Origin of the sequence: Caulobacter soli (genome assembly GCF_011045195.1) — a bacterium.
Taxonomy (GTDB): Bacteria; Pseudomonadota; Alphaproteobacteria; order Caulobacterales; family Caulobacteraceae; genus Caulobacter; species Caulobacter soli.
In genome coordinates this window covers 1,699,956-1,722,426 of sequence record NZ_CP049199.1, presented here as the reverse complement: position 1 = coordinate 1,722,426, position 22,471 = coordinate 1,699,956, and the positions used below count along the sequence as shown (strand labels likewise).

20 protein-coding genes and 2 tRNA genes are annotated in these 22,471 nt (G+C 69.2%); 13 read left to right on the top strand and 9 right to left on the bottom strand.

All coding sequences use genetic code 11. From position 1 onward, the window contains the following. Positions 1 to 74 precede the first annotated feature (74 nt). From tuf to G3M62_RS08315, 3 genes are all read right to left on the bottom strand, one after another. Entirely contained in the window at positions 75 to 1,265 is a 1,191-nt protein-coding gene (gene tuf / locus G3M62_RS08325) for an elongation factor Tu (protein WP_165184995.1), read from the bottom strand. Positions 1,266 to 1,318: 53 nt separating this feature from the next. Beyond that, positions 1,319 to 1,392, bottom strand: a tRNA-Gly gene (locus tag G3M62_RS08320). A 73-nt stretch (positions 1,393 to 1,465) separates the two neighbouring features. Then, positions 1,466 to 1,551 (bottom strand) — tRNA-Tyr (locus G3M62_RS08315). Between the two features lie 171 nt (positions 1,552 to 1,722). Between G3M62_RS08315 and rlmB the strand changes: the two genes are divergently transcribed. The 4 genes from rlmB (at position 1,723) to G3M62_RS08295 (ending at position 5,481) form a co-directional block, all read left to right on the top strand. Then, positions 1,723 to 2,541 (top strand): 23S rRNA (guanosine(2251)-2'-O)-methyltransferase RlmB, encoded by an 819-nt coding sequence (rlmB, locus tag G3M62_RS08310; RefSeq protein WP_165186171.1) that lies wholly within the window; start codon positions 1,723 to 1,725, stop codon positions 2,539 to 2,541. A gap of 124 nt (positions 2,542 to 2,665) precedes the next feature. Beyond that, positions 2,666 to 4,312, top strand: a complete 1,647-nt coding sequence (gene stpX, locus G3M62_RS08305) for a stalk-specific protein StpX (protein ID WP_246263523.1) — start codon at positions 2,666 to 2,668, stop codon at positions 4,310 to 4,312. A gap of 42 nt (positions 4,313 to 4,354) precedes the next feature. Continuing rightward, the gene (locus G3M62_RS08300; RefSeq protein ID WP_165186168.1) at positions 4,355 to 5,104 is read left to right on the top strand and encodes a TerC family protein; all 750 of its coding nucleotides are present in this window, start codon (positions 4,355 to 4,357) and stop codon (positions 5,102 to 5,104) included. Next, positions 5,104 to 5,481, top strand: a complete 378-nt coding sequence (locus G3M62_RS08295; RefSeq protein ID WP_165186166.1) for a DUF423 domain-containing protein — start codon at positions 5,104 to 5,106, stop codon at positions 5,479 to 5,481. The genes G3M62_RS08300 and G3M62_RS08295 overlap by 1 nt, the downstream gene beginning before the upstream one ends. Here G3M62_RS08295 and G3M62_RS08290 read toward each other — a convergent pair. Then, complete coding sequence (locus G3M62_RS08290) at positions 5,478 to 6,704, bottom strand: multidrug effflux MFS transporter (RefSeq protein WP_165186165.1); 1,227 nt, start codon at positions 6,702 to 6,704, stop codon at positions 5,478 to 5,480. The genes G3M62_RS08295 and G3M62_RS08290 overlap by 4 nt on opposite strands. Before the next feature lie 128 nt (positions 6,705 to 6,832). Between G3M62_RS08290 and G3M62_RS08285 the strand changes: the two genes are divergently transcribed. Continuing rightward, positions 6,833 to 7,816: an alpha/beta fold hydrolase gene (locus tag G3M62_RS08285; RefSeq protein WP_165186163.1), complete on the top strand. Its 984-nt coding sequence runs from the start codon at positions 6,833 to 6,835 to the stop codon at positions 7,814 to 7,816. 6 nt (positions 7,817 to 7,822) lie between these two features. Here G3M62_RS08285 and G3M62_RS08280 read toward each other — a convergent pair whose 3' ends face one another. Beyond that, on the bottom strand, positions 7,823 to 8,092 hold the full coding sequence (locus tag G3M62_RS08280; RefSeq protein ID WP_165186162.1) for a low temperature requirement protein A: 270 nt from the start codon (positions 8,090 to 8,092) through the stop codon (positions 7,823 to 7,825). Between the two features lie 190 nt (positions 8,093 to 8,282). On the opposite strand from G3M62_RS08280, the gene pip reads away from it, so the two are divergent. Beyond that, a complete protein-coding gene (gene pip, locus G3M62_RS08275) occupies positions 8,283 to 9,272 on the top strand; it encodes a prolyl aminopeptidase (protein ID WP_165186160.1) in 990 nt (329 codons plus the stop codon). Between the two features lie 6 nt (positions 9,273 to 9,278). On the opposite strand, the gene G3M62_RS08270 is transcribed toward pip, so the two are convergent. Then, positions 9,279 to 10,445, bottom strand: coding sequence for a low temperature requirement protein A (locus G3M62_RS08270; protein ID WP_165186158.1), 1,167 nt, complete (start codon positions 10,443 to 10,445; stop codon positions 9,279 to 9,281). Between the two features lie 86 nt (positions 10,446 to 10,531). Here G3M62_RS08270 and G3M62_RS26840 point away from each other — a divergent pair, with 86 nt between their 5' ends. The 5 genes from G3M62_RS26840 (at position 10,532) to G3M62_RS08245 (ending at position 15,856) form a co-directional block, all read left to right on the top strand. Continuing rightward, positions 10,532 to 11,017 (top strand): hypothetical protein, encoded by a 486-nt coding sequence (locus G3M62_RS26840; protein WP_165186157.1) that lies wholly within the window; start codon positions 10,532 to 10,534, stop codon positions 11,015 to 11,017. Between the two features lie 80 nt (positions 11,018 to 11,097). Further along, on the top strand, positions 11,098 to 12,588 hold the full coding sequence (locus tag G3M62_RS08260; protein ID WP_246263521.1) for an O-antigen ligase family protein: 1,491 nt from the start codon (positions 11,098 to 11,100) through the stop codon (positions 12,586 to 12,588). 17 nt (positions 12,589 to 12,605) lie between these two features. Beyond that, entirely contained in the window at positions 12,606 to 13,472 is an 867-nt protein-coding gene (locus tag G3M62_RS08255) for a 50S ribosomal protein L11 methyltransferase (RefSeq protein WP_165186155.1), read from the top strand. Positions 13,473 to 13,544: 72 nt separating this feature from the next. Continuing rightward, positions 13,545 to 13,988, top strand: coding sequence for a hypothetical protein (locus tag G3M62_RS08250; protein WP_165186154.1), 444 nt, complete (start codon positions 13,545 to 13,547; stop codon positions 13,986 to 13,988). A 56-nt stretch (positions 13,989 to 14,044) separates the two neighbouring features. Then, positions 14,045 to 15,856: an aminopeptidase P family protein gene (locus tag G3M62_RS08245; RefSeq protein WP_165186152.1), complete on the top strand. Its 1,812-nt coding sequence runs from the start codon at positions 14,045 to 14,047 to the stop codon at positions 15,854 to 15,856. Here G3M62_RS08245 and G3M62_RS08240 read toward each other — a convergent pair. After that, positions 15,853 to 16,809, bottom strand: coding sequence for a proline iminopeptidase-family hydrolase (locus G3M62_RS08240; protein WP_165186151.1), 957 nt, complete (start codon positions 16,807 to 16,809; stop codon positions 15,853 to 15,855). The genes G3M62_RS08245 and G3M62_RS08240 overlap by 4 nt on opposite strands. Positions 16,810 to 16,878: 69 nt before the next feature. Then, on the bottom strand, positions 16,879 to 19,320 hold the full coding sequence (hrpB, locus tag G3M62_RS08235) for an ATP-dependent helicase HrpB (protein WP_165186149.1): 2,442 nt from the start codon (positions 19,318 to 19,320) through the stop codon (positions 16,879 to 16,881). 246 nt (positions 19,321 to 19,566) lie between these two features. Here hrpB and G3M62_RS08230 point away from each other — a divergent pair, with 246 nt between their 5' ends. Continuing rightward, a complete protein-coding gene (locus tag G3M62_RS08230) occupies positions 19,567 to 21,150 on the top strand; it encodes an amino acid permease (RefSeq protein WP_165186147.1) in 1,584 nt (527 codons plus the stop codon). Between the two features lie 102 nt (positions 21,151 to 21,252). Further along, a complete protein-coding gene (locus tag G3M62_RS08225) occupies positions 21,253 to 21,966 on the top strand; it encodes an MBL fold metallo-hydrolase (protein ID WP_165186146.1) in 714 nt (237 codons plus the stop codon). 7 nt (positions 21,967 to 21,973) lie between these two features. Here the strand turns inward: G3M62_RS08225 and G3M62_RS08220 are convergent, their stop codons facing one another. After that, a complete protein-coding gene (locus G3M62_RS08220; RefSeq protein WP_165186144.1) occupies positions 21,974 to 22,408 on the bottom strand; it encodes an EF-hand domain-containing protein in 435 nt (144 codons plus the stop codon). Positions 22,409 to 22,471: the final 63 nt, after the last annotated feature.

Here is a 22,471-nt window from a genome sequence, read left to right as displayed (position 1 = left end):
TAGAACAGCAAAAGGCCCCGGAGTTTCCTCCGGGGCCTTCGCTTAGGTCAGCCTAGTCGCTGAAGATCGATCGACTACTCGACGATCTTGGAGACGACGCCCGAACCGACGGTCCGGCCGCCTTCGCGGATGGCGAAGCGCAGGCCTTGGTCCATGGCGATCGGGGTGATCAGCTCGATGTCCAGCTCGGCGTTGTCGCCCGGCATGATCATTTCCACGCCTTCGCGCAGCTTGATGATCCCGGTCACGTCCGTGGTGCGGAAGTAGAACTGAGGGCGATAGTTGGTGAAGAACGGGGTGTGACGACCGCCTTCTTCCTTGGTCAGGATGTAGGCCTCGGCCGCGAACTTGGTGTGCGGGGTGATCGAACCGGGCTTGCACAGCACTTGGCCGCGCTCGACGTCTTCGCGCTTGGTGCCGCGCAGCAGCACGCCCACGTTGTCGCCGGCTTGACCTTGGTCCAGCAGCTTGCGGAACATTTCAACGCCCGTGCAGGTGGTCTTCTGCGGGGCGCGGATGCCGACGATCTCGACTTCCTCGCCGACCTTCACGATGCCCTTTTCGATACGACCGGTCACGACCGTGCCGCGGCCCGAGATCGAGAACACGTCTTCGACCGGCATCAGGAAGGGTTGGTCAACCGGGCGGGCCGGCTGCGGGATGTAGGTGTCGACCGTGGTCATCAGTTCCAGGATCGACTGCTCGCCGATGATCGGATCGCCGCCGTCGATGGCGACCTTGGCCGAACCCTTGGTGATCGGAATGTCGTCGCCCGGGAAGTCGTACGAGCTGAGCAGCTCGCGCACTTCCATCTCGACCAGTTCCAGCAGCTCGGCGTCGTCGACCAGGTCGACCTTGTTCATGTAGACGACCAGCGCCGGCACGCCGACCTGACGGGCCAGCAGGATGTGCTCGCGGGTCTGCGGCATCGGGCCGTCGGCGGCCGACACGACCAGGATCGCGCCGTCCATCTGGGCCGCGCCCGTGATCATGTTCTTCACGTAGTCGGCGTGGCCGGGGCAGTCGACGTGGGCGTAGTGACGGTTGGCCGTCTCATATTCCACGTGCGCGGTGTTGATCGTGATGCCGCGGGCCTTTTCTTCCGGCGCGGCGTCGATGTCGGCGTAGTTCTTCGCCGTCGCGCCGCCCGACTTGGCCAGGATGATGGTGATCGCGGCCGTCAACGTCGTCTTGCCGTGGTCAACGTGACCAATCGTGCCGATGTTGCAGTGCGGCTTATTACGTTCGAACTTTTCCTTGGCCATCGTCTCTACCTTCGCGCCGGCGGGGTTGTTTCAGGGTCATTCATATGGGGAGCTGGAGCGGGTAGCGGGAATCGAACCCGCATCCTCAGCTTGGAAGGCTGCTGCACTACCACTGTGCTATACCCGCCTAGCTAGCGGGGTCGCGTCGGCTCCCGGTCTCTGGCTTTGGGACCAAGCCTCGTCGGAGCTCTCGTCGCGCGTGGTGGGGGAAGTAGGACTCGAACCTACGAAGGCGTACGCCAGGGGATTTACAGTCCCCCCCCTTTGCCACTCGGGACATTCCCCCAGCGCGCGACAGAGTTCCTTCAAAGCGGCCTTTCCATCCCCGAAACCAGCGGCGAACCGCTCGTCACGAAAAAGGAACAAAAGCTTCCTCGAGACCCGTGAGACGATGCTAAAGCAGCGCCGCCCTGGCTCTCGGAAACCCTCAGGGCCCCAAATCGGAGCGCGTCTTATAGTGTCCTCTCATTCCGAACGCAACGACCGGAAAAAGCCTTCTTCGCCCGGACGTGATTTTCGTTCCAACCCTCGGGAAAACAACAGGTTTTCCAAGGGTCAGGGCGACGCCAAGGACTGGATTTGGGGGACTCACGCCGTCGAGGCCGCACTTTCCAACCCCGCCAGACCCATTCCGAAACGTCTTCTGGCCACTCCGGATCGCGCCAAACGACTCGCGCCGAATCTGGCCAAGGCCCCCTTCCTGCAGATCCTCGAAGGCGGCGAGATCGCTCGACAGCTGCCGGCCGGGGCGGTTCACCAGGGTATCGCGCTGAAGATCGACGAGCCGGACGCGCTGACCGTTCATGACCTGGGCGCTCCCGCCCAGGGCCTGCTGGTGATGCTGGACCAGATCACCGACCCGCAGAATATCGGCGCGATCTTCCGCTCGGCCGCCGCCTTCGGGGCCAAGGGCGTGATTCTGCAGGACCGCCATGCCCCGGCCCTGACCGGCGTGCTGGCCAAGACCGCCGTCGGGGCGGTGGACAAGATCCCTCACGCGCGCGTGGTCAATCTTTCCCGCGCCCTTGAGGAACTGGCCGATCTGGGCTGGCGGGCCGTGGGCCTGGCCGGCGAGGCCGAGCACACCCTCGACCAGGTGCTGGACGGCGCCCCCACGGTCCTGGTGCTCGGTTCGGAAGGCGAAGGCGTGCGCCGGCTGGTCGCCGAGCACTGCGACGCGATGGGAAAAATTGCCATGCCCGGGGGGTTCGAGAGCCTGAACGTGTCCGCGGCGGCGGCGGTCGCGCTCTATGAAGCGTCGAAAATTCGCCCCTAGGAAGAAAGTGGTTCGTGAATCTCTCTTAACCGTTTTGATTTCGTCGCGATGACGTGGTTCTCTCAAGCTTGAGACCGCGCGGCCCTGCTTAGCGGAGAGTTCAAACATGGGATCGGGGGACCCGATGTTGCATAACAAAGTCCGTTTGGCGGCTCTGGCCGGCTGCGCGATGAGTGTTTTGGTGATCGCCGGTTGCGGCGCGCGGGAGCCCGTCGAGGCCCCGCCCGCCACGACCGAGACCGGCTATAGTGCGAGGCCGACGCCGACGCCCGAACTGTTGGGCGGGGCGGCTTCCGCGGGCGACACGTCTCCTGCCGACGGGCTGCTGGGCGGTCCGCCGCCCACGGCCGCGACGGCGCCGATCCCGGTGACCACCAGCAATCCGGACTTGAAGACCTGGCGCCGCGCCGACGGCACGCTGGTCACCGCCATGGCGCCGATCGCCAATCCCAAGGGCTCGCATCGGTCCGAGCGCTACGCGCCGCGCGCCGTCGCCGCCCCGGCCCACCGCGCCCACGCCGCGCCTGTTCGGGTCGCCCAGCCCGCGCCGGTGGCCAAGCCCGCGCCGAAGCCGGTCGCCGTGGCGCCCGCCCCGGCCCCGCTGAAGCCCGTCGTCGCGCCCAAGCCGGCCGCGCCGGTCGTCGCCAAGGCCCCGGTGGTCGCGCCGATCGCCGCCGCCAAGCCCGTCCCGGCCAAGCCGCTGACCAAGCTGGAAAAGCTGCAGGCCGCCGTCGCGCCGGAAGCCACCAAGGGCGCGACCCTGGCCACGGCCGAAAGCCTGACCCAGGGCAAGGAGGGCCAGGTCACCCTGTCCCTGCCCGCCACGCTCGGCGATCTGATCAAGAAGGAAGCCGCCAAGCTGGGCCTGACCAAGTCGGCCAAGAAGACCAGCGCCTACGCCGACCTGCAGGGCCAGGGCTACGAAATCACCCCGAACGGTCGCCAGACCGCCGTGGTCAAGGCCGGCGAGCCCGCCACCTTCGCCTGGCAGGTCAAGCCGACTCCGGCCGCCAAGGGCCCGCTGAAGACCGAGTTCGGCGTCGAGCTGAACGGCGCCAAGCCGGTTCAGGGCTTCACCCTGGGCTCGATCGCCAAGCAGGTCGCGCCGATCCAGGAGGCGGTGAAGGAAAAGACCAAGGGCTTCAAGTTCGCCATGCCGAGCCTGGGTCAGTACGAGACCGTCGACCTGCCGGGTATCGGCAAGGTGCCGGGCAAGTCGCTTCTGGGCGGCGCGCTGGTGCTGCTGGCCCTGCTGATCCTGGTGGCGATCTCGCGTAACGCCTCGGCCTCCAAGGCCCGGGCCGAGCGTCGCCGCAAGTTCCGCACCTTGACCGACTACGGCCGCAACGAGATGGAACTCGACCCCGCGCCAAAGACCGCCGAGGTCAACTACGTCAACCCGATGGTCGCGGCCGCCGGCGGCGCCCTGGCCGGCGCGGCGGTGGCCACCGCGGTCAGCCATGCCCACGACGACCACGGCCACGAAGAGCACAGCCCCTTCGAGACTCCGGCTCATGAGCATGGCCACGACGATCACGGTCACGGCCATGGGCACGACGACCACCATGTCGCCCCGACGGTCGGCGCCGAGGCCTTGACGGTCAGCGGCCACGACCATGCCGGCGAGCATCACGAGGCCCCCGCTCACGGTCACGACGACCACGCCCACGGCGCTGACGACCACGCTCCCGGCCACGCCGAAGCCGGTCATCACGACGACCACGGCCACGCGGCGCACGCCGAGCACAAGGAACTTGAGCACACCCACTAGGGGACGCTTGCCAGACCCGCCCGCCTGCCGCATTGAGGCCGCATGTTTGACGCGCTCATAGCCCAGGTGGGCGGACTGAACGGTCCGTTCGCGGCCTTTCTCTCCGTCCTGATGATCGACCTCGTCCTGGCGGGCGACAACGCGGTGGCCGTTGGCCTGGCGGCCGGCGGCCTGCCGGCCAAGGACCGCAAGAAGGTCATTCTCTACGGGCTGGGCGCGGCCGTGGTGCTGCGCATCAGCTTCGCCCTGATCACCACCTGGCTGCTGGGCGTGATCGGCCTGCTGTTGGCCGGCGGCATCCTGCTGCTGTGGGTCTGCTGGAAGATGTGGCGCGAGCTGCGCGAACAGATCACCCACGACCAGGCCAACGCCCAGGCCTGCCTCGACGGCGAACAGCCTGTCGAATCCAACATCAAGCCGGCCAAGAGCTTCAAGCAAGCCTTCCTGCAGGTGCTGATCGCCGACGTCTCGATGTCGCTGGACAACGTGCTGGCCGTGGCCGGCGCGGCCCGCGAGCACCCCGCCATCCTGGTCTTCGGCCTGCTGCTGTCGATCCTGCTGATGGGCCTGGCCGCCAACGCCATCGCCAAGCTGCTGCACAAGCACCGCTGGATCGGCTTCATCGGCCTGGCCATCGTGCTCTATGTCGCCGCGCACATGATCTGGGAAGGCCACCGCAGCGTGGTCATCGATCTGAACAAGACCGACGCCTACAACGCCGCCGCGCCGTCGTTCCTGGACATCACGCCGGCCGAGCTGGCCGAGCACAATTCGCACAAGAAGCACAAGTGATGCGCGGCTCGGCCCTCGTCATCCGCCTGGCCGCCCTCAGCGGCTTCCTGGCCGTGGCCTTCGGCGCCTTCGCCGCCCATGGGGCCAAGGACGCCCGCGCCGCTGAGCTGCTGCATACCGGGTCGCTGTACCAGATGACCCACGCCCTGGCGGTGTTCGGCTGGCTGGCGGTGCGGAAGGCCGGCGGCAAGACGGGCCTGGCGACCCCTGCCCTGTTCCTGGTCGGAACCCTGCTGTTCTCCGGCTCGCTCTACGCTCTGGCGTTCGGCGCGCCGCGCCTGATGGGCATGGTCACCCCGTTCGGCGGCCTGTGCTTCCTGGCCGGCTGGCTGCTGCTGGCCTGGCGCGCCGGAACGATCGCCGAGGACCAAGCCTAGGCCGGCGCCTTGGCGCGCAGCCCTTTCGGGACCGCCAGACCGAAGATCGCCAGGCTGGAGCCGACCAGACAGGCGAACATCACCACCGCCACCGGCTTGGGCGTGCCGTCGTGCAGCAGGCCGCCGACCCACGAGGCCAGGGCCCCGGCCGCGAACGCGACCCCGCCCATCAGCGCCGAGATAGAGCCGGCCCGCCGGGGATCCACGCTCAGCGCCCCGGCCATGGTGTTGCCCGCCATCAGGCCATAGCTGGCCAGGGCCGCGAACAGCAGCGGCAATACCGTGTACTCTCCGCCCAGTCCGCTCCAGGCGGCGGCGGACAACAATAAGGCCGCGATGATCGAGGCGACGCTGGCCCGCACCAGCACCTGGTCCGGCGTCAGGCGACGCAGCAGCAGCCGGTTGACCTGGCTGGCGCCGATGATGCCCACGGCGTTGAAGGCGAAGATGATGTTGAACACCAGCGGCGTGTGACCGTAGGTCCCCATCACCAGGTCCGGCGAGGTCGAGATATAGGTGAACAGGGTGGCTCCGTTCAGCGCCCCGGCGAGGCCGTAGCCGAGCAGCCGCTTCTGGCTCAGCAGCGCGGCGTAGGCCTTGAACGGATTCTCCGAACGGGCCTGAACGGCCGTGGCCTCCGAACGCGACTCCGTCAGGGCCACGGCGATCCACGCACCGATCAGTAGGCCGAACACCACCAGCGTCCCGAACACCCCGCGCCAGCCCGTGAAGAACTGGATCACGCCGCCCAGTTGCGGCGCCAGCACGGGGGCCAGACCCATGATCAGCGTCATCATCGACAGCACCCGGGCAGTGTCGGCGTGATTGAACCGGTCGCGGGCCACCGCCCGCGCGATCACCGCCCCGGCGCAACCACCCAGGGCCTGCACGAAGCGGGCGGCGATCAGCACCTCGATCGACGGGGCCAGGGTGCAGACCACCGAGGCGACGACATAGATGCCGATGCCCAGCAGCAGCGGGCCACGGCGGCCGAACCGGTCCGAAGCGGGGCCGTACAGGAATTGGCCGATAGCCATGCCGGCGAAGAAGGCCGCCAGGGTCGCCTGGACGTTGTCGGGCCCGGCGTGCAGCTGGCGACCGATCTCGGGCATGCTGGACAGATACATGTCGATCGACATCGGGGCGAAGGCGGTCAGCGCCCCCAGCATCAGGACAAGCCGCCAGGGAATGACGGTGGGCGCGGGCTGGGGCGTATCGGTCATGGCGGCGCTTTTACGCTTGTTTTCCCCAAGGGTAAGTCCTTGACCGTCCGAATCCTGGACCAGCGGCCTCTTGCCGCGCACCCCGCGCGGCTTCAAGGTGATCAGCAATAACATAAGCAGGAAACGCCATGAGCCCGCTCGCCCCTCCGATGCCCGAGCCGACCTTCGCCCAGATCAATGGGATCCGCATGGCCTACTACGAGGCGGGGCCGCGCGTCGGCACGCCCATCGTGCTGTGCCACGGCTTTCCGGAATTCTCCTATTCCTGGCGCTGGCAGGTCGCGGCCCTGGCCGCCGCTGGTCGCTGGGTGATCGCGCCCGACCAGCGCGGCTACGGCCTGACCGAACGCCCCGACGCGGTCGAGGCCTATGACATGGAGCACCTGACCGGCGACCTGGTCGGGCTGCTGGACCATCTAGGCGTGGAGAAGGCGGTGTTCTGCGGCCACGACTGGGGCGGCCTGGTCGTCTGGCAGATGCCGCTGATGCATCCGGCGCGCGTGGCCGGCGTGGTGGGTCTCAACACGCCATTTCTGCCGCGAATGCCCGTCGATCCGATCACCGCCTTCCGCCACGCCTACGGCGAGGACATGTACATCGTCCACTTCCAGAAACCTGGCGTGGCCGACGCCCAGCTGGCCGCCGATGTCGAAAAGACCATGCGCTACTTCATGCGCAAGCCGGCCGGTCAGCAGGCCGCCTTCACCAGCGGCAAGGACCAGCGGCCTTCCCTGGCCCTGCAGGACGGCCTGGCCCGCTACGAGCCGGCCGCCGACGACAGCCAGTTGCTGACCGCCGACGAACTGAAGGTTTTCGTCGAGACGTTCCAGCGCACCGGCTTCACCGGCGGGATCAACTGGTACCGCAACTTCGTGCGCAACTGGGAGCGCGGCGAGCACCTGCCCGTCCGCGTCGACGGCGTCCCATGCCTGATGATCATGGCCGAACACGACGTGGTGCTGCCGCCGTCCCTGGCCGACCGCATGAACGACCAGATCTCGGACCTGGAAAAGGTGCTGGTCAAGGACAGCGGCCACTGGACCCAGCAGGAGAAGCCCGAACAGGTCAACGCGATCCTGATCGACTGGCTGGGGCGGCGCTTTCCGAACTAGCGGCCGCTACTCCAGCGTCTTGGGCTTGCGATCGGCCGCCAGCACCTCGGCGCGGCGGCGCATGGCGGCGGCCATCTGCAGCATGGCCAGGGCCGAGGTCGGGTCGCGCTCGGCAGCGCGCATTGTGTAGAGCTGGGCCGTCACCTGCAGCGGGATCACCTTGTCCAGGCCCTCGGGGCCCATCAGGCCCGCGATGGCGCGGTCCAGGTCGGCCAGCTGACGCGGGGTCAGCATGGCCAGCAGTTCTTCGTCGCTCAGATCGTCGGGATTATCCATCACAGCGCCAGGATAGTGGAAATGACGGCGGACGCGAGGCGCCTACCAAGGTTCGAAACAGTCGTAGCCATGGCGGCGGACGATCTGGTCGGGAGTCGCGCGAGCATCCTCGTCGGATACGCGACCCTTCGGGCGAATTGAACCCCTCCCGCCGTTCCCTCGCCGGCCTAAACCGGTTTAGGGTTACGCCATGGATCGCAACGCCTCCGCTCCGCCCATGTCCGCCAACGGCCGCCGCGGCCTGTTTCGCGACATCGAGCCCTTCTCGTTCGGGTGGTTGAGCACGGACGGTCCGCACGAGCTCTATTACGAGGAATGCGGTGCGCCGCGGGGCAAGCCGGCGGTGATCCTGCACGGCGGCCCGGGCGGCGCGGTCAATCCGACGATGCGGCGGTTCTTCGACCCCAGCAAATGGCGCATGACCCTGTTCGACCAGCGCGGCTGCGGTCGCTCGCGCCCGAACGCCAGCCTCGAGAACAACACCACCTGGAGTCTGATCGCCGACATCGAGCGGTTGCGCGTGCACCTGGGGATCGAGAAGTGGACGGTGTTCGGCGGCTCATGGGGTTCGACCCTGGCCCTGGCCTACGCCATCACCCACCCCGAGCGCGTCGAGGGCCTGGTGCTGCGCGGCATCTTTCTGCTGACCCAGAAGGAACTGCAGTGGTTCTACCAGGGCGGCGCGGCGATGCTGTTCCCCGACGCCTGGGAGCGCTTCCTGGCCCCGATCCCGGTCGAGGAGCGCGGCGACCTGATGAGCGCCTACTACAAGCGCCTGACCCACCCGGACCGCCGGATCCAGGCCGAGGCCGCCAACGCCTGGAGCCAGTGGGAAGGCGACACCATCTCGCTGCGCGGGCCCGAGGCGCGGCCGCCGAAGTTCAACGAAGAAGACTTCGCCATCGCCTTCGCGCGGATCGAATGCCACTTCTTCACCCACGGCGGCTTCTTCGAGGAAGACGGCTGGATCCTGAAGAACATCAACAAGATCCGCCATATTCCGGCCTGGGTCGTCCAGGGTCGGTTCGACGTGGTCACGCCGCTCGACAGCGCCTGGGCGCTGCAGAAGGCCTGGCCCGAATCCCGGCTCGAGATCGTCTGGGACGCGGGACACGCCTCCACCGAGCCCGGCGTCATCGACGGCCTGGTGCGAGCGACCAACGCGGCGCTGACCGCCTAGGCGGGCTCAGCGCTCCGCCTTGGCCCCATGCACTAGCGTCTCGCGAACACAGACGCCCAGCAGCACCACGGTCGTGGCGATCGACAGCGCCAGCGGGCCGATCACCGTGCTCACCGGAACCAGCGCCGCCAGGGCCAGCAGCGCCACCAGTTGGGCCGGCGCCCACAGCCGGAACACCGCCCGCTTGAACAGCAGGCCGCCCAGCACGAACAGGAAGGGCCCGCCGATCAGGGCGGCGGCCGTCTTCAGGTCGGTGTGACCCACCGGGTGGTGGATGGTCCACTCGTCGGCCACGGCGGTGACGATGATCCCGGCGATCGGCAGCAGGTGGGTGTAGGTATAGGCCACGCGCGCCACGCGGCCCGGATCCTTGGCGTGACTGATCGCCTCGCTGGCCGCCTCGGCCGTGAACGAGAAATAGATCCACCACATGGCGAGACTCCCGGCGAACGAGGCCAGGAAGGCGGCGATGACCATCGGCGTCCACGGCAGGGTCGCGGTCGTCGCGCCCATGACCAGGATCGACTCGCCCAGGGCGATGATCGTGAACAGGGCGCAGCGCTCGGCCAGGTGGCCGCCCTCGACGTCCCACTCCTCGGCGCGAGCTCGGCCGAAGCCCGGCGTCCAGAACCCCAGGGCTGGCGAGATGTATTCCAGCGTGATCGCCCCGCCCCACAGCGCCAGGCGCGCGCCGCCCTCGGCCAGGCCGCCGGCGATCCACAGCACGCCCGAGGCCGCGAACCAGGCGGAGATCCGGATGAAGTTGCGGCTCTGGAACGGGTGGTCCCGCATGGCCCAGGCGGTGAAGACGCTGCGGCCCAGCTGGATCGCCACGAAGGCCAGGGCGAAGACCAGGCCCCGGTCGCCGAACGCCTCGGGGATCGACATGGTCATGACCATGCCCACCACCATCACCACGAACAGCATGATCCGCACCGGACGCCGCTCGGGGTCCAGCCAGTTGGTGACCCAGGCCGTGAAGATCCAGGCCCACCAGACCGCCATCAGCAGCAGGCCGGTCTCGACCACGCCCAGCAGGGTGGGATGGGCCATCAGGCCGTGCGACAGCTGGGTGACCGCGAACACGAACACCAGGTCGAAGAACAGCTCGACATAGGTGACCCGCGCATGGCCGCCCTCGGCGCGGTCGCGGAGCATCTGGCGGCGTGGCATGGCGGTTTTCCTTGGTGGCGAGTCGGCAGCCTAGCAATCGCACAGCCAGGATCGAACGTTTTGTCGCCCGGCGCGCTTTGCTTTTCATGGACGCCTCGGACCTCCTTCCCCATCGCGCCGCCCTGATCGGCGCCGCCGTCGCCCTGACGATCGGGCTGAGCGGCGGACTGATCCTGAAGACCGGCTCGCAGACCGCGCCGGAGGCCGAGACCGCCTTCGCGCCCGAGACCTCCTACGTCCAGGCCGAACCGATCGCCTGGCCCAACGGCAAGCTTCCCGACTACGTGGTCGGCACCGATTTCCTGAAGGCCCAGACCTATCAGCCGCCCGTGGTCGTGGCCTCGTACGAGGTCCCTGAATACGTTCCGACCTCGTGGACCGAACCGACGCCGCAGGCCCAGCCGGTTCGCCTGGTCGAGGCGAGCGAACGCACCTGGCCCTCGACCAGCGGCGACATCACCGACACCCGCCTGCCCGAGGACGCGCCGCCCGCGCCCGAACCGCCGCAGGCGATCGAAGCCCCCGACGCGCCCAGCGCTCCGGTCCCCGTCACCATGGCCGCCGCTTACTAGGACCACCCGGCCCTCCCCTTGCAGCCAACCGCTCCAACCCACGGCGCGTGTTCCATTTCGCGCCACCGACGAGGATCGGAATGGCGGACGTACAGCGGGACGAGCAGCAACAGGACGGCGAACGGCCCGATCTGTGGCGCAAGCTGGAAGCCCTGACCTGCGGCTTCGTGCTGTTCATGCTGTCCAACGCCTTCATCGGCCCGCTGCTAGACCCGCTGCAGGCCGGCGGCGAGGACATGCCGGTGCTGCGCCTGATGTGGCTGCCGGTCTACGCCATCATCCTGGGCCTGGCCGTCTGGCGCGCCCCGCGCGTGGCGCGGTTCTGGTTCCCGGCCGTCATGCTCAGCCTGCTGATCTTCTGGGTGTTCGCCTCGGCCGCGTGGTCGCTGGACCCGGGCACCACCAATCGCCGGGCCCTCGCGGCGGCCTTCACCACCCTGTTCGGCCTCTATTTCGCCTCCAGCTTCGACGGCAAGCGGATGGCCGAGATCATCGCCACCACCTTCCTGTTCCTGGCCTTGGCCGGCCTGCTGGCCGCGATCGCCTATCCGAAGATGGGCATCGCGCACGACATCAACGCCGGCGACTGGCGCGGCCTCTGGTACGAGAAGAACCAGATGGGCGCGATGATGGTCTACGGCGCCCTGGCCGCGATGGCCGCGATCCTGGCCGGCTCGACCAAGCGCAAGCAGCTGATCTTCACCATCGTGCTGTGCGCGGCGATGATCGTGATGAGCAAGTCCAAGACCTCGCTGCTGGCCCTGATGATCGGCCTGGGCGGCTCGATGATGTTGGCGATCATGCGGCGGGGACCGGCCACGGCGGTGGTCGTGGTCTGGCTGGGCGTCACGGCCGTCGTGGTCGGCGCCATGGTCATGTGGCTGGCCCCCGAGCTGTTGTTCAAGGCCCTGGGCAAGGACCCGTCCCTGACCGGGCGCACCGACATCTGGGCCGCCCTGCTGCGCCAGTCGGCCAAGCATCCCATGACCGGCTTCGGCTACGCCGTCTTCTGGCAGCTGGACTCCGCCCCCGCCAACTGGATCCGCAAGGAGACCGGCTGGGACGTGCCCACCGCCCACAACGGCTGGCTCGACATCCTGGCCCAGTTGGGCTGGGTCGGCGTCAGCCTGTGCGCCCTGGTGCTGGGCGGGGCGCTGCTGGTTTCGCTGGTCCGCTTCCGCAAGGTTCAGGACGGCTATTGGGCGACCCTGTTCCTGGCCATCTTCGTGATGACCACCTTCTCCGAAAGCTTCATCCTGGAGCGCAACGGCATCGCCTGGGCCCTGGCCTGCGCGGCGGTGGCCCGGCTGCTGGGACCGGTGTGGGCGCTGCAAGCCCAGCCCGAGAAAGCCCCCCGCCGCCCCCTGTTCGCCCCCGCGCCCCTGACCTGGAGCCTGGCGCCGGCTGAACCGACGTTCGAGATCTGGGCGGGCGACGCCGGTCGCGTTCCGACTGTCGCGCGCACGCCGGTCATGGCCACGGCCACGCGGCCGGCCGTGACGTTCGGAAGGGCGTCCCCGCCCCTTGGCGCGACATTTGGCAAGCGCTTGGTCTCGCCTTTATCCGCTTAGACGGCTACTGGAGCGGCATGACCGACTACACGCCCCAGCAGATCGTCGCCCGCGGCGCGCGCGCCGACGCCGAAGCCGCCGCCGACGCCATCGACAACCATCCCGGCCTCGAGGGCGCGACCTACTCGATCCTGGAAGAGGACGAGGACAAGGGCATCTGGCGCATCGACGCCTTCCCGACCAACGACGAGGAAGACGCGGGCCTGCTGGCGGTCCTGGCCGGCTATCCGCTGAAGGTGGTGCGCGAGCAACTGGCCGACGCCGACTGGCTGGCCATGGCGCTGTCGGGCCTGCCGCCGGTGCGCGCGGGCCGGTTCTTCGTCTACGGCATGCACGATCGCGGCCGCCTGCCGGCCAGCACGGTCAACCTGCGCATCGAGGCCGGCGCGGCCTTCGGCACCGGCCACCACGGCACCACCGTCGGCTGCCTGCTGGCCTATGACAGGCTGATCAAGGCCCGGAAGTTCAACAAGGTGCTCGACGTCGGGGCCGGCACGGGCCTGCTCGCCATCGCCGCCGCCCGTACGGGTTCGAAGATCGCCGTCGGCACCGACATCGACAAGCCCAGCGTGCGCATCTCCAAGGAGAACGCCAAGGTCAACCGCGCCAACGCCCGGTTCGTCCACGCCTCGGGCCTCAGCAACCGTCTGGTCACCGACAACGCCCCCTACGACCTGGTGTTCGCCAACATCCTGGCCCGCCCGCTGGTCAGCCTAGCCCAGGACATCAAGAACGCCCTGGTCCCCGGCGGCACGGTGATCCTGTCGGGCCTGCTGCGCACCCAGGAGCGGATGGTCAAGGCCGCCTACGTCTCGCGCGGCTTCAAGGTGGTCAACCGCATCCATCGCGACGCCTGGGCGGCGCTGGTCCTGCAACGGCCGTAGAGCCGGAGGGGGAACGACGCCCCCTCCCCCACGTTTCTCCGGGCAGAACACTCTCGCTCCAGGAGCAACGTCATGACCTATGTCGATCCTCAAGGCCCACCGCCTGAACGTGTCGTCCATGTGCGGCGCGAGGGCGGCGCCACCGGCTGGTTCGTGGCCGGGGCCGTGGCCATCGTCGCCGTGGTGGCCATCGCCTTCATGCTGACCCTCGGGGCGCGCACGCCCAGCCAGGACCAGATCGCCCAGGCCCAGGAACAGGGTCGGGCCGCCGGCGTGGCCGAAGGCGCCCAGACCGGCGCCGCGCAGGCCACCATCGTCGCCCAGCAGGCCGCCCGCGACGCCAGCGCCGCCGCCGACAGCGCCCGCCGCTCGACCGAGGTGACGGCCGCCAACGCCGCCCAGGCCGCGCATGACGTCGCCGACCGCGCCGCCCAGTCGCGCGACGACACCATCGCCCCGTCGGCCGATCCGAACGTTCAGGCGCCGGCCGCCCAACAGCCTCAACCGGTGAACTAAGCTCCTCTTCCCCCGCCCTCTTTCCAGGGGGGCGGGGGCGGATTACATCGTTGGGCATGCGCCAGACCTTCGATGAATCCACCGATCCGGGCTTCGGCCCCCGCCACGTTCCCCTGATCCGCGCCGCCATGGCCCGGCAAGGCCTGGACGGCTTCCTCGTCCCGCACGAGGACGAGCACCAGAACGAGTACCTGCCCGCCGCCAACGATCGCTTGGCCTGGGCCAGCGGCTTCACCGGCTCGGCCGGGGCCGGCGTGATTCTCAAGGACCGCGCCGCCGTGTTCGTCGACGGCCGCTACACCCTTCAGGTGCGCGACCAGGTCGATCAGGAGGTGTTCGAAATCCGCGATCTCGTCGAGGGCGGCGTGCCCGCCTATCTGGAGACCGCCAGCAAGGGCGCGGTGATCGGCTATGACGCCCGCCTGCACAGCCCCCAGGCCCTGGACGGCCTGAAGGCCGCCGCCGCCAAGGCCGGTGCGGCGCTGAAGCCCGTCGCGATCAACCCGATCGACGAGGCCTGGAGCGCCGAACGTCCGGCCCAGCCCGCCGCGCCCGTCGTGCCCCAGCCGGTCAAGTACGCCGGCGAGGAGTCGGCCTCCAAGCGCGCGCGCGTCGGCTCGGCCGTCGCGGCCCTGGGCGCCGACGCCGCGGTGATCACCGCTCCGGCCTCGATCGCCTGGCTGTTCAACATCCGCGGCGGCGACGTGATCCGCTCTCCCCTGCCGCTGTCGCAGGCGGTGCTGCGCGCCGACGGCACGGCGCGGCTGTTCCTGGATCCGGCCAAGGTCACCGACGAGCTGCCGGCCTGGCTAGGCAATCAGGTGTCGCTGGAAGATCCCGAAGCGCTGGACGGCGCCTTGGCCGACCTGTCGGGTCTGAAAGTCGTCGTCGATCCGGGCCAATCCTCGGCCTGGTATTTCGACACCCTGGCCGCCGCCGGCGCCGAGGTGGTCCGCGCCATGGACCCCTGCACCCTGCCCCGCGCCTGCAAGAACGCCGTCGAGATCGCCGGCACCGTCGAGGCCCACAAGCGCGACGGCGCGGCCCTGACCCGCTTCCTGCACTGGCTGGCTACCGACGGCCAGACCAATCCGCCGGACGAGAAGGAAGCCGTGGCCAAGCTGGAGGCCTTCCGCGAGGCGACCGGCGTGCTCAAGGACCTCAGCTTCGACACCATCGGCGCCGCCAACGGCCACGGCGCCCTGCCCCACTACCGCCCGACCGAGCGCAGCAACGAGCGCGCCGCCCAGGGCTCGCTGCTGCTGGTCGACAGCGGCGGCCAGTACCTGGACGGCACCACCGACGTGACCCGCACGGTCGCCATCGGCGAGCCGACGGCCGAGATGGTCACCCGCAACACCCTAGTGCTGAAGGGCCACCTGGCCATCGCCCGTCTGCGCTTCCCGGCCGGCACCACCGGCTCGGCCATCGACGCCTTCGCCCGCGCCGCCCTGTGGAGCCACGGCCTGGACTACGACCACGGCACCGGCCACGGCGTCGGGGTCTATCTGGGCGTCCACGAAGGCCCGCAGCGGATCAGCAAGGCCCCCAACACCATCGCCCTGCAGCCAGGCATGATCGTTTCCAACGAGCCGGGCTACTACAAGGACGGCGAATACGGCATCCGCATCGAGAACCTCGAGGTGGTGATGCCGGCCGAATCCGTCGGCACGGGCGACCGCCCGATGCACCGCTTCCAGGCGCTGACCCTCGCGCCGATCGACCGGCGGCTGGTGGACAAGAGCCTGCTCTCGGCCGAGGAGATCGCCCAGTTCGACGCCTATCACGCGCGGGTGGTCCGGGAGATCGGACCGCTGGTCGAGCCGGAGGTTCGGAGCTGGCTGGAAGAGGTCTGCGCGCCGCTCTAAGCCTTCGCGAGAAAGCCGCGCACCAGGCCTGCATAGTCGTCGGGCCGCTCGACCATGGTCATGTGCGAGCAGTCCTTCATGACCACCATCTGGACGGGGCCGGCGACCCCGTCCCGAATGGTTTCGTGGCAGTCCAGCGTCACCTCGTCGAACTGGCCCGTGGTGATCAGGGTGCGCTGGGTGATGGCCTTGAGATCCTTGCGGCGATCCCAGTCCTTGATCACCCCGGTGATGTAGAACTCGTTGGGGCCGTTCATCACGCGGTAGGCGATCGACTTGGCCAAGGCCTCGAACGAGACCAGGGCGTCGGGCGACGGTGGCACGCGAATGACGTGCTTGTCGTAGAACTGCTGGACCAGCGCGGCGTATTCCGGCGTCTCCATCCTGCCGCCCTTTTCCAGGCCGTGCAGCTTGGCGGCGTAGCCGTCGGGCATGGCGTCGATCAGGCGCTGCTGGCCGGCGATGGCCTGGGGCGTGCTGGCCAGGGCGCCGCCCAGGATCAGGGTGTCGATCCCCCTGCCGCGCCCCTGGCACAGATACTCGATGGCCAGCATCGAGCCCCACGAGTGGCCGTAGAGCACGACCTTGTCGAGCTTGAGCGCGGCGCGCACCGCGTCCAGTTCATCGACCGAACGCTGGATCGTGTAGATCGACTCGTCGGTCGGCGCGTCGGCCTTCCCGCAGCCCAGCTGGTCGTAGAAGATCACGGGACGATCGTCGGCCAGCGCCTTCAAGGACAGCAGATAGTTGTGCGCGCCGCCCGGACCGCCGTGCAGGGTCAGCAGCGGGGTCTTGGGCCCAGCCCCAAACCGCCGCCAATAGATCTTGCCGCCGGGGACCTGGGCGTAACCCTCGTCGTCGGGCGCTCGGGCGAAGGCCGCTTGCCCCGTGACACCCAGCGCCGCCGCGCCGGCCAGGGCCGCGCGGCGCGTCCAGTGTTCCATCGTCGTCATGTCGTGGCTCCACAGGCTCGGTGACCTGGACATTAGCCGACGCCGCCGCGCTTGTCTTAGGCCGGAGCCCTATGTTCCCCGAGGTTTCGCGCGCGTCGTCGGAGCGGCCGTCGCCGGTTCGTCCGGCCAGACGTGCCTCGGATAGCGGCCCTTCATCTCGGTCTTCACCTCCCGCCACGAGCCCTTCCAGAACCCTGGCAGGTCGCGCGTGATCTGGATCGGCTTGTGGCCCGGCGACAGCAGCGCCAGCACCAGCGCTACGCCGCCCACCGTCGGATGCGCCGTCAGGCCGAACAGCTCCTGCACCCGCACGTCGATGCGGGGGCCGCCATCGGCGGCGTAGTCGATGGCGAAGCTGGAGCCCGTCGGGGCCGTGAACCGGGCCGGGGCCTCGGCGTCGAGGCGGCGGTGCAGGTCCCAGGGCACGAGGGTGCGGATGGCGTCGGTCAAGGCCCCGTCGCCCAGTTGGCTCAAGGCCGAGCGCCCGGCCAGTAGCGGCTCCAGCCACTCCGGAAGGCGCACCAGCAGAGCGGCGTCCGACAGGTCCGGCCAGGTCTCGGCGTCTCGGTCTCGCAGGAAGGCCACGCGGCGGCGCAGGGCCTGGGCGCCGTCGCCCAGCGGCACGGCCGACAGGCCCTCGCGCTCCACCTGCGCCAGCAACGCCTTGGCCACCAGACTCGGATCGACCTTGTCCAGCAGCCGCTCCTCGACCACCAGCTTGCCCAGGCGCAGCAGGCGGCGGGCGCGGACCTTGCCCTTGGCGTCGGGCTCCAGCCGGTCCTCGGCGACCAGGCGATCGGCGAAGGCTTCGCGCAGGGCGATCTCGTCCAGCGGCGCGGCCAGCAGGATGCGATCGCGGGCCTCGCCGCCGCCCAGCTCGCCCACGGCCAGCCAGGTCTCGCGGGCCAAGGCGTCGGTCGGTTCCAGATAGACGCCGCGTCCGCCGGCCAACTGGTACTCGCCCGGCTTGCCTCGGGCCCGAGCCACTCGCTCCGGATAGGCCTCGGCCAGCATCAGGGCGTCGTCCAGCGGCGCGGCGCCGGACGCCCGGCCGGCGGATCGCGCCCAGCGCTCCGAAAGGGTCCGGGCGTCGCGCGCTCTCGGCGAGCGGTCACGATCGAAACTCTCCAGCCGATGGCGCAGGTCGACATCGCGGCCGCCCAGGCCCTGCTCGCTGAGCACGGCGGCGATCTTCGCGCCGCGTTCGGCCTGGCCCGAGGCGGCGGCGCGGACCACCATGTGGGCCAGGCGCGGGGCCAGCGGCATGTCGGCCAGGGCCCGGCCGTGGGCGGTCAGACCGCCCTGCCCGTCCAGGGCCTGCAGGCGGTTGAGCAGGGTCCGCGCCTCGGTGAAGGCGGCCGTCGGCGGCTTGTCGAGGAAGGCCAGGTCGGCGGCGTCGCGCGCGCCCCAGCGGGCCAGGTTCAAGGCCAGGTTCGACAGGTCGGCTTCCAGGATCTCCGGTCGCGCGAACGCCGGCAGGGCCCGGGTCTCGGGCTCGTCCCACAGGCGATAGCAGACGCCCGGCTCGGTGCGGCCGGCCCGGCCCCGGCGCTGGTCGGCGGCGGCGCGGCTGACGCGTACGGTCTCCAGCCGGGTCAGGCCGCTGGACGGATCGAAGCGCGGCACGCGGGCCAGGCCACAGTCGATCACCACCCGCACGCCCTCGATCGTCAGGCTGGTCTCGGCGATCGAGGTCGCCAGCACCACCTTGCGCCGCCCCGGCGCGGCGGGCGCCACGGCGCGGTCCTGCTCGGCGGGATCGAGCGCACCGTAGAGCGGCGCGACATCGACCTCCGGCCGCCGCAACCGCTCACGCAGCAAGGTCTCGGTCCGGCGGATCTCGCCCTGACCCGGCAGGAAGATCAGCAGGCTGCCGCTTTCCTCGACCAGCGCCCGCTCGACGGCGCGAACCACGCGCTCTTCCAAGCGCTGACGTTCGTCGCGCCCCAGATAGCGGGTGTCGACCGGGAACATCCGCCCCTGGCTCTCCACGACCGGGGCCTCGCCCAGCAGGGCCGAGATGCGGGCGCCGTCCAGCGTGGCCGACATCACCAGGATCTTCAAGTCCTCGCGCACCAGGCCCTGGGCGTCGCGGGCCAGTGCCAGACCGAGGTCGGCGTCCAAGCTACGCTCGTGGAATTCGTCGAAGATTACCGCCGCCACGCCGTCCAGGCCCGGATCGTCGAGGATCATCCGAGTGAACACGCCCTCGGTCACCACCTCGACCCTCGTGCGGGCCGAAACCTTCGACTGCAGCCGCACGCGGAAGCCCACCGTCTCGCCGACGCTCTCGCCCAGGCTCTGGGCCATCCGCGAGGCCGCGGCTCGGGCCGCCAGGCGGCGCGGCTCCAGCATGACGATCTTGCCGCCGGCCGCCCACGACTCGCCCAGCAGCGCCAACGGCACGACCGTGGTCTTGCCCGCGCCGGGCGGCGCGACCAGCACGGCGGCCTCTCGCGCGTTCAGCGCGGCTTTCAGGGCCGGCAAGGCGTCATGGATGGGAAGGGTCACCCGGCGGGTTTAGCGGTGAGCGGCCCGATCGCCAAGCCGACCGCCTAACCGAGAGGCAGCAACGGTTACGAAGCGTGCTGCGTCGCAACATCCGCCCGGCAGACCATGGCTCGTATTGCGCACACCGGGGCGAACAATTACGCACGCGCTCCGCTTTACCTTGACCGCGTCCCGTTAACCGGGCCACGGTCCGCAAAATTTGTCTACGCGGCCCACCGGGGGTGGCCGCGGATCCCTGGAGGAAATATGTGGCGCGTTAAGTCACTGGATGCGATTCTAGCAACGGCCGAGAAGAAGTCGTTGCATCGCTCGCTCGGTCCGATTCAGCTCACCCTGCTGGGCGTGGGCGCGATCATCGGCACCGGCATCTTCGTTCTGACCGCCGCCGCCTCGCAAAAGGCCGGCCCGGGCATGATGCTGAGCTTCGTGATCGCCGGCGCCGTCTGCGCCTTCGCCGCGCTCTGCTATTCGGAACTGGCCTCGATGGTGCCGGTCTCGGGCTCGGCCTACACCTACACCTACGCCGTGATGGGCGAACTGCTGGCCTGGATGGTTGGCTGGGCGCTGATCCTGGAATACGCCGTCGCCGCGTCCGCCGTGTCGGTGGGCTGGTCGGGGTACTTCCTCGGCATGATCGAGCACGCCCTGCATTTCCATTGGCCCGACGCCTTGAGAGCCGGGCCAGCCTGGTCGCTCAACGGCTTCATGCCGGTGGCCGACTTCAGCCACGGCGTCGTCAACATCCCGGCCATCGTGGTGGCCCTGGCCGTGACCTCCCTGCTGGTCATCGGCACGACCGAAAGCGCCACCGTCAACGCCGCCCTGGTGGCGATCAAGGTGACGGCCCTGACCGTTTTCGTGATCCTGACCCTTCCGCTGATGAAGAGCGGCAACTTCACGCCCTTCGCCCCCAACGGCTGGTTCGGCCCGCATGGCACGACGGGCATGGGGGTGTTCGGGGCGGCGGCTTCGATCTTCTTCGCCTATGTCGGCTTCGACGCGGTCTCCACCGCCGCCGAAGAGACCAAGAACCCGCAGCGCAACGTCCCGATCGGCCTGATCGGCAGCCTGGGCATCTGCACCATCTTCTACCTGCTGGTCGCGGCCGGCGCGGTCGGCGCCATCGGCGCTCAACCCGTCATCGGCGCCGCGGGCGAAGCGGTGTCCCCCGGTTCGGCCGCCTTCCAGGCGGCCTGCGGCCTGGCTTCGAACGCCGACCGCCTAGTCTGCTCGAACGAGGCCCTGGCCCACGTCCTGCGTCAGGTCAATTTCCCGCTCGCCGGCTACCTGCTGGGCCTGGCCGCCAACCTGGCCCTGCCCTCGGTCATCCTCATGATGATCTACGGCCAGACCCGGATCTTCTTCGTCATGGCCCGCGACGGCTTGCTGCCCGAAGGCCTGGCGGCCATCCATCCCAAGTGGAAGACGCCGCACATCGTGACGATCGCCACCGGCCTGTTCGTGGCCCTCGCCGCCGCCTTCTTCCCGGTGGGCCAGCTGGCCGACATCTCCAACTCCGGCACCCTGTTCGCCTTCTTCATGGTGGCGATCGCGGTGATGGTGCTGCGGGTGAAGGATCCGAACCGTCCGCGTCCGTTCAAGACGCCGGCGATCTGGCTCGTGGCCCCGATCGCCCTGGCGGGCTGCGCCTTCCTCTATTTCAACCTGCCGCTGGAATCGATCCTGGTGCTGCCGATCTGGGGCGCCCTGGGCCTGCTGATCTATTTCGCCTACGGCTTCCGCAAGAGCCATGTGGGCAAGGGCCTGCGCGGCGAAGTCCACGAACTGGACGCCGACGCGCCGCCCACCGGCCTGCCGGGCGCGGAATGAGATAGGACTTGAACGGGCGTTCATAACGCTTAGTTCGGGCGGGCGGAGATCCTCGGGTCTCCGCCCGTTTTCGTTTTGGAGCCTCTAGAAAGGGTTTTGGGCATGGCCGAGATGCCGATCCGCGCCGTCATCGCGCCGGTCACGCCGCTGCAGCAGAACTGCACGATCGTCTGGTGCGCCAAGACCAAGAAGGCGGCCGTGATCGATCCGGGCGGCGAGATCCCGCGCCTGATGAAGGCGCTGGAGGATCAGGGCCTGACCCTGGAGAAGATCTGGATCACCCATGGCCACATGGACCACGCCGGCGGCGCGGCCGAGCTGAAGCGCCTGACCGGCGCGCCGATCGAGGGACCGCACAAGGACGACCAGTTCTGGATCGACCGCATCCAGGAAAGCGGCGAGATGTACGGTATCCCCGAGGCCCGGATCTTCGTCACCGACCGCTGGCTGGACGACGGCGACGTGGTCACCCTGGGCGAAACCCAATTCGAGGTGCTGCACTGCCCCGGCCACACCCCGGGCCACGTGATCTTCTTCCACCGCCAGGCGCGGTTCGCCCAGGTGGGGGACGTGCTGTTCAAGGGCTCGATCGGCCGCACCGACTTCCCGCGCGGCAACCACCAGGACCTGCTGGACGCCATCACCGGCAAGCTGTGGCCGCTGGGCGACGACGTCCAGTTCGTGCCGGGCCACGGCCCGATGTCGACCTTCGGGGCCGAGCGGCGCTCCAACCCCTATGTCAGCGACCTGGCGATCGAGGCGATGAACGTTCCGGGCAAGGCCTATGAGGCCCCGGTCAACCGCTCGCCAGGCTGACGCCCCACTAGTTCGGAGGCCCGCGCCGGGCCGGCTGCTCGGCCTCGCTGAGCACGCCGTTCTTGTCGGCGTCGAGCTTGGCGAAGCGCGCCCTGCTGGCCGCCAGGGCCTCGGCTTCCGTGACCTTGCCGTCGTGGTCGGCGTCCATCTCGGCCCAGACGCCGCCGCCACCGCCGCCCGGTCGCGGGGCGGCGTCGGGCCGCTCGGCGCGACGCTCCTCCATCCGCTTCTGGATCATGGCCAGTTCATCGGCGTCGATCACGCCGTCATGGTTGGCGTCCATGCGCTGGAACCGCGCCTTGGCGGCGTTGTCGAACTCCTCGGCGCTGATCACGCCGTCGCCATTGGCGTCCTGATTGCCGCGCGGTCCCTGAGCGTGGGCGAGACCGGCGAGGGAAGCGAGGGAAAGGACGGCGAAGGCCGTCGGCAAGAGGCGGGACATGCTTGTCTCCCAACAACAATTGCGGGGATTGGTCGCAGGTGCGGGTTGCGTCCCTGTTTCAGC